This is a genomic window from Actinomadura rupiterrae, assembly GCF_024172125.1.
Classification (GTDB): domain Bacteria; phylum Actinomycetota; class Actinomycetes; order Streptosporangiales; family Streptosporangiaceae; genus Spirillospora; species Spirillospora rupiterrae.
Map to the genome: position 1 here is coordinate 618,521 of NZ_JAMZEA010000005.1, position 16,520 is coordinate 635,040.

At 73.8% G+C, this 16,520-nt stretch carries 16 protein-coding genes; 10 read left to right on the forward strand and 6 right to left on the reverse strand.

The window, feature by feature from the left end:
* Positions 1-160 precede the first annotated feature (160 nt).
* From FHU30_RS19655 to FHU30_RS19670, 4 genes are all read left to right on the forward strand, one after another.
* Positions 161-3,865, forward strand: a complete 3,705-nt coding sequence (locus FHU30_RS19655; protein WP_253877655.1) for a S8 family serine peptidase — start codon at positions 161-163, stop codon at positions 3,863-3,865.
* Between the two features lie 192 nt (positions 3,866-4,057).
* Positions 4,058-4,420 (forward strand): DUF6542 domain-containing protein, encoded by a 363-nt coding sequence (locus FHU30_RS19660; RefSeq protein WP_253877656.1) that lies wholly within the window; start codon positions 4,058-4,060, stop codon positions 4,418-4,420.
* Between the two features lie 256 nt (positions 4,421-4,676).
* Positions 4,677-6,152 (forward strand): LCP family protein, encoded by a 1,476-nt coding sequence (locus FHU30_RS19665; RefSeq protein ID WP_253877657.1) that lies wholly within the window; start codon positions 4,677-4,679, stop codon positions 6,150-6,152.
* 65 nt (positions 6,153-6,217) lie between these two features.
* Complete coding sequence (locus FHU30_RS19670; RefSeq protein ID WP_253877659.1) at positions 6,218-6,967, forward strand: DUF3109 family protein; 750 nt, start codon at positions 6,218-6,220, stop codon at positions 6,965-6,967.
* 13 nt (positions 6,968-6,980) lie between these two features.
* Here FHU30_RS19670 and FHU30_RS19675 read toward each other — a convergent pair whose 3' ends face one another.
* Entirely contained in the window at positions 6,981-8,186 is a 1,206-nt protein-coding gene (locus FHU30_RS19675) for a cation:proton antiporter (RefSeq protein ID WP_253877661.1), read from the reverse strand.
* Positions 8,187-8,359: 173 nt separating this feature from the next.
* Positions 8,360-8,551, reverse strand: a complete 192-nt coding sequence (locus tag FHU30_RS19680; protein WP_253877663.1) for a hypothetical protein — start codon at positions 8,549-8,551, stop codon at positions 8,360-8,362.
* A 209-nt stretch (positions 8,552-8,760) separates the two neighbouring features.
* On the opposite strand from FHU30_RS19680, the gene FHU30_RS19685 reads away from it, so the two are divergent.
* Positions 8,761-9,231: a GNAT family N-acetyltransferase gene (locus FHU30_RS19685; RefSeq protein WP_253877665.1), complete on the forward strand. Its 471-nt coding sequence runs from the start codon at positions 8,761-8,763 to the stop codon at positions 9,229-9,231.
* 99 nt (positions 9,232-9,330) lie between these two features.
* A complete protein-coding gene (locus FHU30_RS19690) occupies positions 9,331-10,506 on the forward strand; it encodes an NAD(P)/FAD-dependent oxidoreductase (RefSeq protein WP_253877667.1) in 1,176 nt (391 codons plus the stop codon).
* Positions 10,507-10,536: 30 nt separating this feature from the next.
* Here the strand turns inward: FHU30_RS19690 and FHU30_RS19695 are convergent, their stop codons facing one another.
* The gene (locus tag FHU30_RS19695) at positions 10,537-12,051 is read right to left on the reverse strand and encodes an MFS transporter (RefSeq protein WP_253877669.1); all 1,515 of its coding nucleotides are present in this window, start codon (positions 12,049-12,051) and stop codon (positions 10,537-10,539) included.
* Between the two features lie 117 nt (positions 12,052-12,168).
* Here FHU30_RS19695 and FHU30_RS19700 point away from each other — a divergent pair, with 117 nt between their 5' ends.
* Together FHU30_RS19700 and FHU30_RS19705 are read left to right on the forward strand one after the other, a co-directional pair.
* Positions 12,169-12,879 carry a TetR/AcrR family transcriptional regulator gene (locus FHU30_RS19700; protein WP_253877671.1) on the forward strand — a complete coding sequence of 237 codons (711 nt, stop codon included), beginning with the start codon at positions 12,169-12,171 and terminating at the stop codon, positions 12,877-12,879.
* 134 nt (positions 12,880-13,013) lie between these two features.
* Positions 13,014-13,304 (forward strand): hypothetical protein, encoded by a 291-nt coding sequence (locus tag FHU30_RS19705; RefSeq protein WP_253877673.1) that lies wholly within the window; start codon positions 13,014-13,016, stop codon positions 13,302-13,304.
* Positions 13,305-13,321: 17 nt separating this feature from the next.
* On the opposite strand, the gene FHU30_RS19710 is transcribed toward FHU30_RS19705, so the two are convergent.
* The 3 genes from FHU30_RS19710 to FHU30_RS19720 all read right to left on the reverse strand — a co-directional run bounded on the left by FHU30_RS19710 (position 13,322) and on the right by FHU30_RS19720 (position 15,634).
* On the reverse strand, positions 13,322-13,504 hold the full coding sequence (locus FHU30_RS19710) for a hypothetical protein (RefSeq protein WP_253877675.1): 183 nt from the start codon (positions 13,502-13,504) through the stop codon (positions 13,322-13,324).
* Positions 13,474-14,280 (reverse strand): AF_0692 family protein, encoded by an 807-nt coding sequence (locus FHU30_RS19715; RefSeq protein ID WP_253877677.1) that lies wholly within the window; start codon positions 14,278-14,280, stop codon positions 13,474-13,476. The genes FHU30_RS19710 and FHU30_RS19715 overlap by 31 nt, the downstream gene beginning before the upstream one ends.
* Positions 14,281-14,380: 100 nt before the next feature.
* Positions 14,381-15,634, reverse strand: coding sequence for an FtsX-like permease family protein (locus tag FHU30_RS19720; protein ID WP_308211340.1), 1,254 nt, complete (start codon positions 15,632-15,634; stop codon positions 14,381-14,383).
* A gap of 255 nt (positions 15,635-15,889) precedes the next feature.
* Here FHU30_RS19720 and FHU30_RS47675 point away from each other — a divergent pair, with 255 nt between their 5' ends.
* Entirely contained in the window at positions 15,890-16,285 is a 396-nt protein-coding gene (locus tag FHU30_RS47675; protein WP_372503919.1) for an NAD-dependent epimerase/dehydratase family protein, read from the forward strand.
* On the forward strand, positions 16,174-16,500 hold the full coding sequence (locus FHU30_RS47130) for a DUF1731 domain-containing protein (protein WP_253877679.1): 327 nt from the start codon (positions 16,174-16,176) through the stop codon (positions 16,498-16,500). The genes FHU30_RS47675 and FHU30_RS47130 overlap by 112 nt, the downstream gene beginning before the upstream one ends.
* Positions 16,501-16,520 lie beyond the last annotated feature (20 nt).

The window sequence follows — 16,520 nt, forward strand, 5'->3', positions numbered from 1 at the left end:
GGCCAGCATGGCAGCCCGGATGGCGGGCCCGCGCCAGCGGCGGCATGGCGGGGTGACGGGAACACGCCATGGCGTGGAACCGCCACGATCTCCGTATTGAGGGTGACGGGGCACCGCCATGATCCTCGGGGTGATCACCCGCACCCCGGAGGTACCCCTCATGAGATCTCCCTCCCGCGGCCTCCCGGCAGCCCTGCTGCCGGTGGCGGTCGCACTCGGGGTCGGCGTCGCGTCCCCCGCGCTCGCCGCCGCACCGGCCCTCGCGTCCCCCACCGCCAAGCCCGCGCCCGCTCCGCGCGCGGCAGCCGGCACGGAGGCGTCGGTCACCCTGATCACCGGTGACGTCGTCACCGTCGGCACCGCCTCGGACGGGAGGACGACCGCGACCGTCGCCCCGGCGCCCGGCTCGTCCGGCGGGTCCGAGGTCCAGACGGTCGGGAAGGACACCTACGTCCTTCCCGACGCCGCCAAGCCGCTGCTCGCCCAGGGCCGGCTCGACCGGGAACTGTTCAACGTCAGCAAGCTCGTCCGGTTCGGGTACACGAACGAGTCGGGCACCGGCCTGCCGCTGATCGCGTCGTACGCCGGGCGGGCCGTCCGGTCCGTCCCGGTCGGCGCGGAGCGCAAGCGGGACCTGCCGAGCATCAACGGCGCCGCGCTCCAGGTCGGCAAGGGCCAGGTCGCCGGGTTCTGGGCGTCGCTCGCCCCGGCCGCGAAGGGGGTCGCGCCGCGCGCGCTGTCCGCCGGGATCGGCAAGGTCTGGCTGGACGGCAAGGTCAAGGCGTCCGACGAGGTCAGCAACCCGCAGATCGGCGCGCCCGAGGTGTGGAAGAAGGGCCAGAAGGGCGGCGGCGCGACCGTCGCCGTGCTCGACACCGGCCTGGACGTCACGCACCCGGACATGGCCGGACGCGTCGCCGACGGCAGCACCTCGTTCGTCCCGGGCCAGGGCATCGCCGACAAGGTCGGGCACGGCACGCACGTGTCGTCCACGATCGCCGGGACGGGCGCCGCCTCGGACGGCAGGCAGTCCGGTGTCGCGCCCGAGGCGAAGGTCCTGATGGGCAAGGTGCTCGGCGACGACGGCTACGGCCAGGACTCGTGGATCATCTCCGGGATGGAGTGGGCCGCGTCCAAGGCCCGCGTGGTCAGCATGAGCCTCGGCGACCCGAGCGTCACGGTCGCGGGCGACCCGATGGCGCAGGCCGTCGACAACCTGACCAGGCGGACCGGTTCGCTGTTCGTCATCGCGGCGGGCAACACCGGCGCGTACGGGCCGAGCACGGTCAGCAGCCCCGGCACCGCCGACTCCGCGCTGACCGTCGGGGCCGTGGACGCGAACGACGAGCGCGCCTACTTCTCCAGCTTGGGCCCGCGCGGCGGCGACCACGGCATGAAGCCGGACATCGCCGCGCCCGGCGTGGACATCATCGCGGCCCGGTCCAAGGACTCCCCCGGTTCGGGCTCCTATGTGAAGATGAGCGGCACGTCGATGGCGACGCCGCACGTCGCGGGCGCGGCGGCGATCCTCGCCCAGCAGCACCCGGACTGGAAGGCGCCGCAGATCAAGGCCGCGCTCATGTCCACCTCGACCGAGCTGAAGGGCACGTCCGCGTTCGACATCGGCACCGGACGGCTCTGGCTGCCCGGCGCGGTCGGCGACGTCTCCGCGACCGGCTCGCAGTTCTTCGGCTTCCACGCCTGGCCGCACACCGGCACGGACCCGGTGACGAAGCCGGTCACCTTCACCAACTCCGGTGACAGCGCGCAGACGTTCAAGCTGAGCGCGCACGCGTCCGGCCCGGATGGCAAGGCCGCGGACGGTCTGTTCAAGCTGTCGGCCGGCGAGATCACCGTCCCCGCGCACGGCAGCGCCGACGTGAACGTCACCGCCGACGCGGACGACGCCCCCGGCACCGGCAACTTCACCGGCCAGGTCGAAGCCGCCGGCCCGGACGGCAAGGTCGTCGCGCACACCGCCGTCGGCCTGGTCAAGGAGGACGAGCGGTACAACCTGGACGTCACGCTCAAGGGCCGCGATGGCAAGCCGCTCGGCGGCGACCTTTCGCTGTACCGGTACGGCGACCAGTTCGTCCACCAGATCTCGGCCGACCCGGCGACGGGCGCGGTGCCCGAGCAGCGGCTGGCCCCCGGCGTCTACTCGATCACCGGGTTCGTCGCGGTCCCCGGCGAGCACGGTCCCGGCTCGGCGGGCGTCGCGTTCCTGAGCAACCCCCATCTGAACCTGACCAAGAACACGGCGCTCACGCTGGACGCGGGCAAGGCGGTCAGGCTGACCGTCCGGACGCCGAAGCAGTCGGTCCCGGACTACCGGCGGTTCGGGTCGTTCCATGACTCGGGCATCGGCGGCCAGTACGCGTCGTTCAGCACGTCCTACACCGCTGCGAACGACATGGACGACCTGTACGCCCTGCCCACTGGCAAGGTCGCGGGCGGGACGTACGACTTCGCCGTCCGGTACCGGATGACCAAGCCGTACCTGGACGTCCGTGGCACCGCCGGGATCGGCCGAATCGACCCGCTGTACTTCCGGGGTGCGGTCCGCCTGGACGGCCGGGTCGACCTGCCCGTCGTGTCCGCCGGGAACGGCAGCGCCGACGAGTACAAGGGCGTGGCGGCCAAGGGCGCGGCGGTCGTGATCACCCGTAGCGACAAGGTCGCGCCGACCGACGCGGTGAACGCCGCGCAGGCCGCCGGGGCCGCGTTCCTGCTGGTCGCGAACGACCGTCCGGGGCGGTTCACGAACTACCTGCCGTCCACGCTGCCCGTCGCGTCGGTGACGCAGGCGGAGGGCGCCCGGCTGCTCGCCGGAGCGAAGCGGCACGCGCGGCTGGTCGGCTCGGCCGAGGAGTTCGCGCCGTACAAGTACGACCTGAGCAAGTCGTACCCGGGCGGTATCCCGTCCCGGCTCTCCTGGAGCATCCGAGATGACCGCCTGGCGCGGATCGACGAGCGGTTCGTCGGCGAACCGAAGCAGGTCGCGTTCGAGGCGCGGCTCGACTGCCGCGACTACCAGTGGCCGCCGTGCCTGGGCCCGACCGACCCGCAGGGCCTCGGCCGGACGCGCGTGAGCTACGTGTCCACCGAGCCGGGCAACACCTGGTACGCCGACGCGCAGGACCCGGCGGGCTGGGAGCAGCGCTACGAGCGGCGCTCCTACTCCCCCGGCGCGTCCACGCTGTCCTGGTTCGACCCGGTGACCCGGCCGCGGCTCGGCCAGGGCTACTGGGGACCGGCCCGGACCGGCGACTGGTTCCAGGTGAACGTCCCGACCGACGGCGGCACCCTCACGACGGGCGCCGACGACCGGACGCAGATCGCCTCGCGGCTGTTCCAGAACGGGACGCTGGTCGCGAAGTCCACGTCGCAGGCGATCCAGCGGGACGTCCCGCACGTGGACGGCCCGGCCGCGTACCGCTTCGAGCAGGACACGACCAACGCCGCGCGGCGCTTCTCGACCGCCACGCGCAGCGCGTGGGAGTTCACCTCCACGGGCACCGACGCCAAGGCGATGCTGCCGCTGCTCCAGCTCGGCTACAGCGTCGGCACCGACACGGGCGGCAATGTCCGCGCCGGGTCGAACGGCACGATCGGGATCAGCACCTGGCAGCAGCCGGGGGCGGTCGGCGCGGGCGCGAAGGCCACCGCGGCGACGCTGGAGGTGTCGTTCGACGACGGCGCCACGTGGCAGACCGTCCGGCTCGACCGCCGGGGCGCGTCCTGGACGGGCCGCGTCTCCTTCCCGAGGACGCCCGGCGCGTTCGTCTCGGTCCGCGCGTCCGCCAAGGACCACGCGGGCAACACGGTCAAGCAGGAGGTGATCAGGGCCTTCGGCCTCAAGTGACCGCCTGAACCCTGCCGGGACCCGCCCGGAGCGCTTCGCCGCTCCGAGCGGGTTTCGCCCTTTTCCGGGACGGGCGCCACCGCGTCGGGCAGAATGATCATTTCATTATTTGCGCTTATGCTTAAGTATTGGCAGGCTGAGCGGCACGACCAGCCTCCGACGACGGGGAAGCCACGTGAACGGATCGATCCGATGCTGACCGGGTTCGGCGCGGGCGCGCTGCTGTGCGGCGTGACGCTCGCCGGGGCGCTGGTGGACGGCCTCGGACGCGGCGGTCCCGGGCTGGTGCTCGGCGCGAGCCTGGTCGCCGGGTCGGTGCTGGCCGTGGCGCTGGTGAACGCGCGGCGCGTCCGGCTCGTGCTCCCGATGCCGCCGCTCGCGTACGCCGTCGCGGCGGCCGTGGCGGGACTGCTCGGGGACACCGGGTCGGCGCGCGGCGGGGTGGGCCTCGCGACCGCGGTGAGCCGCTGGCTGAGCGCGGGGTTCGTGGCCATGGCGACGGCGACGCTGCTGGTGGCGGCGGTCGCGATCGTCCGGGCGACGACCGCGCGCTGAACCGGCGCCGCGCGGGATCCGCCGCGCGGGCTTCACCCGACCGCCGACCGAAAGGGGAACCGTGGGACCGTCCACGCACCGGGGCCGTCCGTCCGACGGCGGGCCGTACGGCGGAGCGCACGGCCGCCCGCGCGGAGGGGCGCAGCGCGGGGGCGCGCCCCGCGGGCGGACGGCCGTGCCCGGGCCGACGCGGCGGCGAGCGCCGGGGCGGGCGCCGGGGCAGGACGTCCCTCCTGCGCGCGGGCGGGGACGGCGCGTGCTCGGCGGGCTGGTGTACGCGGTCGCCTGCGCGGCGGCCGCGACGGTCCTGGTGGCGAGCGGGCTGGCCTACTTCGTCCTGGACAACCTGCGCGGCCTCGGCTCGTCCCATGCGATCGGGAACGCCCCGAAGTCGACCGACGGCGCGACGAACATCCTGCTCATCGGGCTCGACTCGCGGAAGGACCAGAACGGCGACCCGCTGCCGAACGCGATCCTGCGGCAGTTGCACGCGGGCAGCGCGCGCGGCGTGAACGAGGAGGGCGTCGGCGGCTACAACACCAACACGCTGATCCTGCTGCACGTCCCGAACGACGGCGGCAAGGCGACCGCGTTCTCCATCCCCCGCGACGACTACGTGGACTACGCCGACGCGGTCGGGCCGCAGCAGCACGGGAAGATCAAGGAGGCCTACGGCGTCACCAAGGCGTTCACCGAGCAGAAGCTGATGGCCCGCGGCGTGCACGACAAGCACGCGCTGGAGCACGACGGGCGCGAGGCGGCCCGCAGGTCCACGATCTCGACCGTCCGGAAGCTGCTCGGCGTCCCGATCGACCACTTCGCCGAGATCAACCTCGCCGGGTTCTACGACCTGGCCACCACGCTCGGCGGCGTGGACGTCTGCCTCAAGCACCCCGTCCAGGACCACTACTCCGGCGCCGACTTCCCCGCCGGACGCCAGCACCTCAACGGCTCGCAGGCGCTCGCTTTCGTCCGGCAGCGGCACGGCCTCCCCAACGGCGACCTCGACCGGACGCACCGGCAGCAGGCGTTCCTGGCATCGGTCACGCACAAGCTCAAGCAGGACGGGATCTTCGGCGACCTCGGCCGGATGCGGGGGCTGCTGAAGGTCGCCAGGAAGGACGTCGTGATGGACGCCGAGTGGGACGTCCTCGGCTTCGCGCAGCAGGCCAGGAGCCTGACCGGCGGGAACGTCGAGTTCCACACGCTGCCCATCGAGGGCTTCGGCACCCGCAACCGGCAGTCGGTGAACCTGGTCGACCCGGACAAGATCCGCGCGATGGTGCACGACACGCTCGACCCGCCCAAGCAGGCGCCCGCGCCGTCCGCCTCGGGCTCCGGCGCGAAGACCACCGTGGACGTGCTGAACGGCGGCGGGCACGCCGGGCTCGCGGCGAAGGTCGCGGGGGCGCTGTCCCAGGGCGGCTACGCGACGGGGAAGGTCGCCAACACCGCGCCGTCCGCGCGGACGACCGTCCGGTACGGCGGGCAGGACGGGGCGGACGGGCCGGACGGAGCGGACGCCAAGAAGATCGCGAAGCTGTTCGGGGTGAAGGCCGTCGCCGATCCGTCGCTTCCGGCGGGGACCGTCCGGGTCGTCCTCGGGCCCGCGGCGGTCGTGCCGTCCCTCGGCGGAGGTGGCGGTTCCGCGCCCAAGCCCACCGCGACGCTGCCGACGACCGGCGCGCAGGGCGGCGCGGTCAAGGGCGGCGGCATCCCGTGCGTGGACTGACGGTTTGACCGTTCCGTTGCTGTGGACACTGGCGGAGACGGGCTGACATGCGAGAACGTGGACGGATGGATGACGAGGCCGCCCCGGACTTCCCGCGCGCCTGGGTCGAGTTCGCCGACCCGGCCGACGCCGAGCAGGTGTTCCGCTGCGACCTGACCTGGCTGACCTCGCGCTGGAACTGCCTGTTCGCGCGCGGCTGCCAGGGCATCGTCCCGGGCCGTCCGGACGACGGGTGCTGCTCGCTCGGCGCGCACTTCAGCGACGACGATGACGAGAAGCGCGTCACCGGGCACGTCGCGCGGCTCACCCCGGACGTCTGGCAGTACCACCGCACCGGCACGCGCGACGGTTTCACCGCGTCCACGCCGGACGGCGGGCGCCGCACCCGCATCCTGAACGGCGCGTGCATCTTCCTGAACCGTCCCGGTTTCAAGGGCGGCGCCGGGTGCGCGCTGCACGCCCAGGCCCTCCGGGACGGGCGCGAACCGCTCGAATACAAGCCGGACGTCTGCTGGCAGCTGCCCATCCGCCGCACCTTCGAGTGGCGGGACCGCCCGGACGACACCCGCGTCCTCATCGTGACGATCACCGAGTACGAGCGGCGGACGTGGGGTCCCGGCGGGCACGGGCTGAACTGGTGGTGCACCAGCGCCCACTCCGCGCACGACGCGCCCGACCCCCTGTACATCACCTACCGCCCGGAACTGGTCGAGCTCATGGGAGAGCCCGCCTACCGAGTCCTGGTCGACATGTGCGAAAGCCGCCTGGCGGCCCCGCTCCCTGTAGCCCCGCACCCCGCCGACCCCAACCTCTAGGCGCCTGTTGCGGCTAGGAGCCCGTTGCGGCGGGCTCCTTCGCGAGGCGCATGGCAAGCAGGGGGAACAGGAGGACGGAGAGCATCGCCGCGCAGACCAGCGCCGCGGCCGTGCTCGTCTTGATCCGGTGGTCCTCCACCCCGATCGTCGTGATGACCACGACCAGCGGCAGCGCGGTCGAGGCCAGCAGGGACAGCGCCCGGCGGCGGGGCCGGTCGAGCGCCTCGTCCCGGCGGCTCACCAGGTAGGTCGGCACGCCCCGGACGACCAGGAAGAGCAGCAGGAAGCCGGGCACCAGCAGCACCGCGCGCGGGTCGTCGGCCAGCGCCGACAGGTCGAGCCGGATCCCGCTCACGACGAAGAAGAACGGCACCAGGAACCCGTACCCGATCCCTTCGAGCTTCGCGTCGACCAGCGACTCCTGCCCGGGCGACAGGTCGCTCGCGCCGAACGCCATCCGCTCGATGACCCCCGCCGCGAACGCGCCGAGCAGCACGTCCAGCCCGAACGAGCCGGCGATCCACAGCATCAGGATCAGCCCGAACATGGTGATCCGGACGGCCATCTGCGCGCTGGTGGACAGCGTCGCGCGCAGCAGCCGCCCCATCCGCGCCGAGCCGTGCTGGCGCACCGCCAGCAGGCCCGCGGCGACCGTGACCAGCGCGAACGCGATCAGCAGCAGGACCGTCCGGCCCGGTTGCGAGCTCGTGAGCAGCAGCGCGACCGCGACGATGGGGCCGAACTCGCCGATCGCCCCGACCGCCATCACCCGCGCCCCGAACGGCGTCGCCACCATGCCCGCGTCGTGCAGGATCGGCAGGATCGTGCCGAGCGCGGTCGTGGTCAGCGCCAGCCCGACGACCATGCCCGCGCCGTGGTCGCCGGTCAGCGCGAGCAGCCCGCCGGCGGCCAGGCCCAGCACGAGCGAGAGCACCCAGCCGGTCAGCCCCTCGCGCAGCGGGCCGCCCCGGATGCGGTCGAACTCGATCTCGTACCCGGCCATGAACATCAGCATGGCCAGGCCGAAGTCGGCGACCGTCCCGATCGCGCCGTGGTCGTTCGCCCAGCCGAGCAGGACCGGCCCGGCCAGCACGCCGAGCAGCAGTTCGAGCACCACCCCCGGCACCGCGACCCAGCGCGCCAGCCGGTCGGCGAGCAGCGGCGCCAGCACCGCCGCCCCGGCGATCACCACCACCGACGTCTGGTCCGCGCCGACCACCCGCCGCCCCCTTCGCAGCCACCGCGCGCCCGCTCCCCGGACGCGGTCACCGGGGAGATTCCCGGCCGGTGATCACGCGACGCGACCGCTCCCCCTTCTTGCCCCACCCTTGGCGGCCCCATGGCGCGCCGCGGAGGGCGCAGGTCGGCTTTCCGAGGGGATGGGGGTGCGGGTCAGCGTTCGGCGCAGACGGGGCAGGGGGCCTCGGTCAGCTTGGACGGCCGGCCGCCGCGGACGTCCCCGCCGAGGCTGATGACGCGCCCGACGCCCAGGCACGCCTGGCAGCCGGGCATGATCTCCGACCCGGGCTGCTCCCACACCGGCGTGTAGGCCCTCCGCGGGGCCGGGTCCGTACCACTGCTCACTTCACTGTCCTCGCCAAGACGTCCCGCTCCACGGCAGAAGAAGCAGGCGAACCGAAACGGCCCCAGTCGCTGCTCCCCGGCTCCGTCGCAGCCGGGGCAGTCCTTCCGGTCACTCACATCCAGCCTGTGCCCTGGCGGCCCCGGGCGGAACCACCGCGGGGGCGAAGGTAGGGAAACCCCTGTTGAGGGGGCCCGGTAGGGTCCGGGGCATGGTGCCCCCTCCTGCCCACGTGGTACGTCCGGCGACGCGCGGGGACCTGCCCGCGGTGCTCGCGCTGCTCGCCGACGAGGAGACCGTCGTCGACCCGGCGTCGGTCGAGGTGACCGCCCGGTACGAGCGGGCGTTCGCGGCGATCGACGCCGACCCGCGCAACGAGCTGCTCGTCATGGCCGAGGAGGGGGACGGCGGGACGGTCGTCGGCTGCCTCCAGCTGACCTACATCCCCGGCCTCGGCAAGGGCGGCGGGGAGCGGGCGCTGGTCGAGGCGGTGCGCATCCGCGCGGACCGGCGCGGCGGCGGGCTCGGCCGGACGCTGATGGAGCACGCGACCGAGCGGGCGCGCGCACGCGGCTGCGTCCTCGTCCAGCTGACCAGCAACAAGAGGCGCCTGGACGCGCACCGGTTCTACGACTCGCTCGGGTTCGAGCGCAGCCACGAGGGCTTCAAGCTCGCGCTGTGAGGGCCGCCCGCGCGCGGCGGCCTTCCCATGATCGCTTGATACCCCTGCCCCCTATAGGTATTGTCGCGGGGCAGCGGGACCGAGCAGAAGGAGCTTGCAGTGGGTACTCATGAGCGCATCGTCGTGGTCGGCGCGTCGCTGGCGGGACTGCGCGCGGCGGTGACGCTGCGCGAGGAGGGGTTCGCGGGCGCGCTCGCGCTCGTCGGCGCGGAGCCGCACCGCCCGTACAACCGGCCTCCGCTCTCCAAGAGCGTGCTGGACGGCGACGACGACGTCAGCCTCCCCGGCGCGGACGCGATCGACGCGGACTGGCTCGGCGGGCGCAGCGCCGTCCGCCTGGACGGCGCCGCCCGGACCGTCGCCCTGGACGACGGCACCGAGCTGCCCTACGACGGCCTGGTGATCGCGACGGGCGCCCGTCCGCGGCGGCTGCCCGAGGAGCAGATGGCGCTGACCGGCGTGCACGTGCTCCGCACCCTCGACGACGCGCTGGAGCTGCGGAAGGCGCTCGCCGACGTCCGCGGGCGGGTGGTCGTGATGGGCGGCGGGTTCGTCGGCGGCGAGGTCGCCTCGTCCGTCCGCGCGGCGGGGCACGAGGTCGCCATCGTGGACGCGGCGGAGCCGATGGTCCGCGTCCTCGGCCGGACGGTCGGCACCTGGCTGGCCGAACACCACCGCGCCAACGGCGTCGAGCTGGTCACCAACACGCGCGTCGCGGGACTCGTCGGCGAGCAGGGCCGGGTGACCGGCGTCCGGCTGGACGGCTCGCGCACGCTGGACGCCGACCTGGTCGTGGTCGGGACGGGCGTCGTGCCGAACACCGAGTGGCTGGAGGGCAGCGGCGTCCACCTGGACGACGGCGTGGTGACCGACGAGCGCCTGTTCGCGCGCGGCCACACCGACATCGTCGCCGCCGGGGACGTGGCGCGCTGGCCGCACGCGCTGTTCGGGGACGAGCCCGTCCGGATCGAGCACTGGTCGAACGCGAACGAGCAGGGCGCGGCGGCGGCGCGGAACCTGCTGCGCGGGCCGTCCGGGGCCGTCCCGTTCGGGCAGGTTCCGGCGCTGGGCACGCGCGTGCACGGCACCCGGATCCAGTACGCGGGCCTCCCGCACCTCGCCGACGCGAGCACCGTCGTCACCGGCGCGCCGGAAGACGGGAAGTTCGCCGTCGCCTTCACCCGCGAGGGTGTCCTCGTGGGCGCGGCGACGGTGAACTTCCCGAAGGAGCTGACCCGGCTGCGCAAGGCGATCGAGGCCGCCGAATCGCTCTAGCCCGTCCGGACGGGCTGGAGTCCGGCCGGGTCAGCGGGCCTCGGCCGGGGCGGCGGCGGGCTCGCTCGCGGCGGGCGCCGGGGAGGAGGCGCGGCGGCGGGGCTGGGCGAGCAGCATGAAGATGAGGACGGCGCCGAACGCGCTGACGGCGGCGAGTCCCCAAAGGCTGACGTGCAGGGCGTGGGTGAAGGCGTCCGCCAGCTGGGCACGGTCGCCGCCGGTCAGGTCCCCGGCGGCGACGCGTCCGGCCAGGTGGTGCAGGACGCGCGTGCCGACCAGGCTGACCAGGACGGCGCCGAAGACCGCGATCACGATGGCCTCGCTGCCGAGGCGCATGGTGTTGAGGAACCCGGACGCCATTCCGGCGCGGTCGGGCTCGACCAGGCTGAGGGCGAGGCCGTCGGCGATGCCGAACAGCAGGCCCGCGGCGGTGCCGATCAGGAGCAGCGGCGGCGCGATCGTCCACGCGGACGAACCGGGCGCGATCACGGTGAGCCAGGCGTCCCCGGCCGCGAACAGCGCCAGCGCGAGCCCGACCATCGCGCGCGGGGACGCGCCGCGCGTGACCAGCGCCCCGCCGACCGGCGGCGCGGCGAGGACGGGCGCGGTGAGCAGCAGCATCACGGTCCCGGCGCGTCCGGCGGACATGCCGCCAGCGCCGACCAGGTAGGTGGGCAGGTAGGTCAGCAGCGTCACGAACCCGAACGTCGTGACGACCGGGACGAGGCAGAGCGCGAGGAACCGGCGGTCCGCGAGCAGGGACAGGTCGAGCAGCGGCGCGGCGGTGCGGGCCTGGAGCAGCCCGAACAGGACGAGCAGCGCGACGCCGCCCACCAGCAGTGCCAGCACGGCCGGGCTCGCCCAGCCCCACTGCGGGCCCTGGACCGCGCCCAGCACCAGCGCGGCGAGCGCGGTGACGAACACGACCGCGCCCCGCGCGTCCATCCGGGGGCGGACCGCGGCGCGCGACTCGGGCACGAACGCGGTGCCCGCCAGCGCGGCGACCAGCATCACGGCGTGCAGCGCGAACGTGGCGCGCCAGCCGAGCCCGCCGACCAGCCAGCCGGACAGCGTCGGACCGAGGGCGAGGCCGAGCCCGGCGGCGCTGCCCATGGCGGCGAACGCGCGGGTCCGCGCGGCGCCGTCGAACGCGGTCGCCAGGATCGCGCCGCCGCTCGCGAACACCCCGGCGCCGCCGAGGCCGGCCACCGCGCGGGTCGCGTCCAGGGCGGCGATGCCGGGCGCGAGCGCGGCGCCGACCGACCCGGCCGCGAACAGGGCCGCGCCCGCCGCGAACACCCTCCGGCGGCCGAAGAGGTCCGCCAGCGACCCCGCGACCAGCAGGAACGCGGCGAAGGTCAGGTTGTAGGCGTTCATCACCCACTGCAGCGGCCCGCCGGACGCGTGCAGCGCCGTGCCGATGCCGGGCAGCGCGACGGCCGCCCCGGAGATCGACATCGGCACCGTGACGAACGCGGCGAGCACCACCGCGAGGGTGATCGCCGGGCGGGACCGCCGGGCGGGTTCGGACGGGCTACTGGTCACTGGGCGCACTCCAGCCGTGATTCGAGGGGCGGCCCGGGATGGCCACCGAGGGGATAGTGCCACTCAGTGGCAAAAGCTGTCAAAGGGCGAATGCGTCCGGGTGGTACGCTGGGCCACGTGCCCGAGGACCTCCGCGACCCGCCCCTCCGCGACCTGCCGCCGCACGCCGTGACGGCGAGCACCCCGCCGCCGCACGACCGGCCGCCGCACGATCAGCCGCTGCGGGAGCTGCCGCTGCGGGAGCGCAAGAAGCTCCAGACCCGCCGCGCCCTCGCCGAGACGGCGCTCCGGCTGTTCGTCGAGCGCGGCTACGACGCGACCACGCTGGACGAGCTGTGCGACGAGGTGGAGGTGTCCAAGCGCACGTTCTTCCGCACCTACCCGTCCAAGGAGGACGTGGCGCTCGCCGCCGACAGCGACCTGTGGTCGGCCTACCTGGACCACGTCGCCACGCTCACCGCCGAGGGCCCGCTGGTGGACCAGCTGCACGCGGCCCTGCACACCACGCTCGACGCGATGGACCCCGACTGGGACCGCCGCTTCCTCGCCGCCCGCGACCTGTGCGACACCGTCCCCGCGCTCCAGGCGCACAGCCTGCGCTACTGCCACGAGACCACGCAGGCGATGATCGCCCGGGTCAGCGCCCTCCGCGCCGTCGCCCCGGACGACGTGCACCTCCGGCTCGCCGTCGAGATCGTCGTCGCCGGCTGGCGCACCGCCGCCCTCACCTGGACGGCCCGCAAGGGCGAAGGCGGCCGCCGCGGGCTGACCGCACTGCTGACCGCCACCTTCGCCGAGCTCTCGGCGACCCTCACCTTCGCGCCCTAGACCTCCTGGTTAGGGGGCTTAGGTCCCCTGGAAGTGGCGGTCAGGGCCCCGTGCCGCGGACGGCCCCGAATCGCAGGATGGAACCCACAGGCCGCCGCACCGGCGGCGGCCGGATCCCGCGAGGAGCGACCGTCATGACCTTCACCGACGAGCAGACCCAGGCCCCCGCCCCGTCCGACCGGAGCCCGTCCGGGCAGCGTCCGGCGGGGCGCGCGGGGACGGTCTCCTGGTTCGGCCCTGACCGTCCGGTGCTGCGCTTCATCACCGCGGCCTGGCTGATCCTCAACATGGTGAACGTGACGGTCTGGGCCGCGGTCTGCGTGACCGGCCTGCACTGGGAGTCGCCGTGGTGGCTGTGGACGTTCGCCCCTCCCGGCGCCGTCCTCGCCGGGCTCTGGTGGCTCACCGACACCAAGCGGTCCTGACGGCGCGCCGGTGCGGCTCACCCCGCCGAGCCGGAACCGAGCCGCACCCTCTTCCCGGCGACGTACAGGAACGCGGCGGCCGCCACCGCAAGGACGACGTGTCCGGCGAGGTTGACCGGACCGGCGGACCCCTGGTCCGGGGTCTGCCCGAAACCCACCCAGACGTAGGTCAGCGTCGCCCCGGCCGCGACCGCGAACACGTGGGCCGTCCCCACCCGCGCGCCCGCGACCAGTGCAGCCCGAGCGCCAGCGCCACCGCCGCGACCACCAGCGCGGCGCTCACACCCCACCAGGTCGGCTGCAGGACCTTCATGAAGACGCTGGTCAGGACGAAGGCCGCCGCGCCCGCGAGCAGCGGGCGCGGAGCGTCCCGGTCCGCGCTGCCGGGCCGCGGCCGGCGGATCCGGAACGCGGCGGCCACGAGCAGCACGACCGCGACGGCCGTCCTGGCGAGCTTCGGCCAGGGCGCCATGAAGTGCGTGTCGGAGTACGTCCCGGCGCCGACCATCACGATGCCCAGGCCGAACAGGGCGACCGTGACGGCCAGCCCGACGCGTCCGAGCCACGGCTCGTCCGCGCGGTCCGGCATCATGCCCTCCATCAGGACGATCGGGACGGTCACGCTCCACACGCCGTGGACGGCCAGCACCGACAGCACGCCGTACACGCCCGTCCCGAGGAACGGCACGTAGGTCACGTAGACCATGTCGTAGTTGCCGGAGTAGTGCGCGTTGAAGATCATCTGATCGAGCAGGCCCTCCTCCAGCAGCGCGTACGCCGCGCCGAGCAGGAGCACCGAGCACCAGCCGCACCCCGTCCGCCGGACCACCTCGCGGATCAGCAGCGTCCCGCCGCCGTACAGCAGCGCCAGCAGCGGCAGCAGCCCGATCGCGTCGATCGAGGTCGCGCCGAGCAGCATCTCCCCGACGACCGGCGACAGGAAGAACAGGCCCACGGCGGGCAGTGCGCGTCTCATACCGGGAACGCTACTGAGCGTAGTCACCCCCGGCAGCGACCGTTGGTCGGACATGGCCCGACCAAAGTCGCTTCTTGGAACCGTCCACGGCATAGCACGGCTACCGCGTCATACCGGCCGGCACCAGCGCCCCCTTCCGGGCACTCCGCGTGGCTCCGAGCCCGCCCGCCAGGCCACCCCCGACACAAACCGCGAGCAGCCCGAGGTACTGCCCCGGAGACCACTCGAACCACAGCCCGCCGGTCATCGACCTCCCCAGCGCGAGCAGCGAGATCATCGCGATCGCCGTGCCGAGCGCCACGCCGACCAGCGTCGCCGCGAGCGACTCCCAGCAGACCGTCCGGACGAGCTGGGCGGGCAGCGCCCCCAGCTGGCGGAGCAGCCGCAGGCCGTCGCGCCGGTCCGCCATCGCCACGGCCGAGGCGTTCACGACGCCGATCACCGTGAACATGACCGCCGACCCGACCATCAGCGGCGCGACCCACGCGGACGGCCCGTGCCGGTGCACGCCCTTGAAAGCGTCCCCGGTGCTCACGCCGAACAGGAACGTGCAGGCCAGCGCCATGGTGAGCATCACGGGCGCGACCATCGACCAGGCGCGTCCGGGCGCCGCCAGCAGCCCCGACCGAGCGAGCCGCCCCGCCCACGGATCGGCGCGAACCAGCACGGCGCCCGCCACCCGGACCAGCCCGTACAACACCGCCGGACCGAGGGCCGCGACACCCGTGCAAAGGATCAACGTCGTCCCGAACACCGTGGCCTCGGCGTCCTTGTAGGGCATCCGCGACATCTCGACCGCCATCCAGAGCCCCGCGGCCAGCGCCACGACCCCGAACCCGGCACGCGGCCACGGCATGATCCGCTTCTGGACGTGCGCCTCCCGCAGCACCTCGACCGGCCGCAGCCGCACTGCCCGCCTCGCCGCGCCCAGCGACCCCATCAGCGTCACCACCGGCCCGACCGCCATCGCCACCACGAACGGCACCGGCGTGACCACCAGCGGAATCCCGCCGGGCGCCAAACCCACACCCCGCACGAACGCCCCGGCGACTCCCGCATACGGAACGGCCAGCACTGAGCCGACAACCCCGGCTACCAGAGCCAACGTCAGCGCCTCGGCGAGCACGAGCCCGCGCATCTGCCGCCCGGTCATCCCGACCGACCGCAGCAACCCCCACGTCCTCCGCCGCCGGGACGCGTGCAACCCCAGCATCCCCGCCACCACGAACACCGCCACGAAGGCCGACACCACCGCCGAAAGGATCAGGATCCCGGTGACCCCGTCCAGCTCCTCCCGAGGCGCGGCCCCCGCCACCAGCAGCGAGTTCCCCCCGACCAGCACCACCGCCGCCACCACTGCGACGAAACAGGCCGCAAACCCCCACCGGTCATGCCAAACATTCCGCCAAGCCAACCGCACCACCAGAAGACCACTCATACAAATGATCTTGACCCGCCCACCCCCCACCCCACTTCGACCATTCAGCCACGCCCACCTCCACCCCCCGAACGACCCACCCCCGACCCATCTCAGGGTCCCCCTGACCCCGCAACCGTGAGCCCGCCCACAAGTCCTTGAACGCGTTCAAAACGGGTCTACGCTGGGATCATGAAGGTGCTGATCCCCGGCGGAACCGGGCAGGTCGGAGCGATCCTGGACCGCGCGCTGACCGCGGCAGGCCACGACGTGACGGTGCTGACCCGCCGCCCGGCCGGACCGCGCCAGGTCGCCTGGGACGGCCGGACGCTCGGCCCCTGGGCGGACGAGTTCGACGGCGCCGACGCGGTCATCAACCTCGCCGGACGCAGTGTCAGCTGCCGCTACACCCCGGCGAACCTCCAGGACATGATGGACTCGCGCGTCCTGTCCACCGAGGGCAGTACGTCTCGTGGGTGCACGACGTCGACTTCGTCCGGTCCGTCCTGTTCCTGCTGGAGCGGGACGACCTGGACGGCCCGGTCAACATCTCCTCGCCGAACCCGCTCCCCCAGCGCGCGTTCATGAGGGAGCTGCGCGGCGCGTGGGGAATGCCGATCGGGCTTCCGGCGACCGCGTGGATGGCCGAGCTCGGGGCGCTCGCGCTGCGCTCCGACACCGAGCTGCTGCTCAAGAACCGCCGGGTCACGCCGGGGCGGCTTGCGGAGGCGGGCTTCACGTTCGAGTACGAGGACTGGGCTGACGCCGCCCGGGATCTCGTGCGGCGCGTTCGGGAGAGGTGAGGGGGGGAAGTGGGACGGTA

What these genes read in the sequence shown, in the direction of transcription:
- FHU30_RS47675 (WP_372503919.1), top strand. Translation starts at nt 15,890, where the DNA reads ATGAAGGTGCTGATCCCCGGCGGAACCGGGCAGGTCGGAGCGATCCTG.
- FHU30_RS19685 (WP_253877665.1), top strand. Translation starts at nt 8,761, where the DNA reads ATGGTGCCCCCTCCTGCCCACGTGGTACGTCCGGCGACGCGCGGGGAC.
- FHU30_RS19670 (WP_253877659.1), top strand. Translation starts at nt 6,218, where the DNA reads ATGGATGACGAGGCCGCCCCGGACTTCCCGCGCGCCTGGGTCGAGTTC.
- FHU30_RS19715 (WP_253877677.1), bottom strand. Translation starts at nt 14,280, where the DNA reads ATGAGACGCGCACTGCCCGCCGTGGGCCTGTTCTTCCTGTCGCCGGTC.
- FHU30_RS19660 (WP_253877656.1), top strand. Translation starts at nt 4,058, where the DNA reads ATGCTGACCGGGTTCGGCGCGGGCGCGCTGCTGTGCGGCGTGACGCTC.
- FHU30_RS19655 (WP_253877655.1), top strand. Translation starts at nt 161, where the DNA reads ATGAGATCTCCCTCCCGCGGCCTCCCGGCAGCCCTGCTGCCGGTGGCG.
- FHU30_RS19705 (WP_253877673.1), top strand. Translation starts at nt 13,014, where the DNA reads ATGACCTTCACCGACGAGCAGACCCAGGCCCCCGCCCCGTCCGACCGG.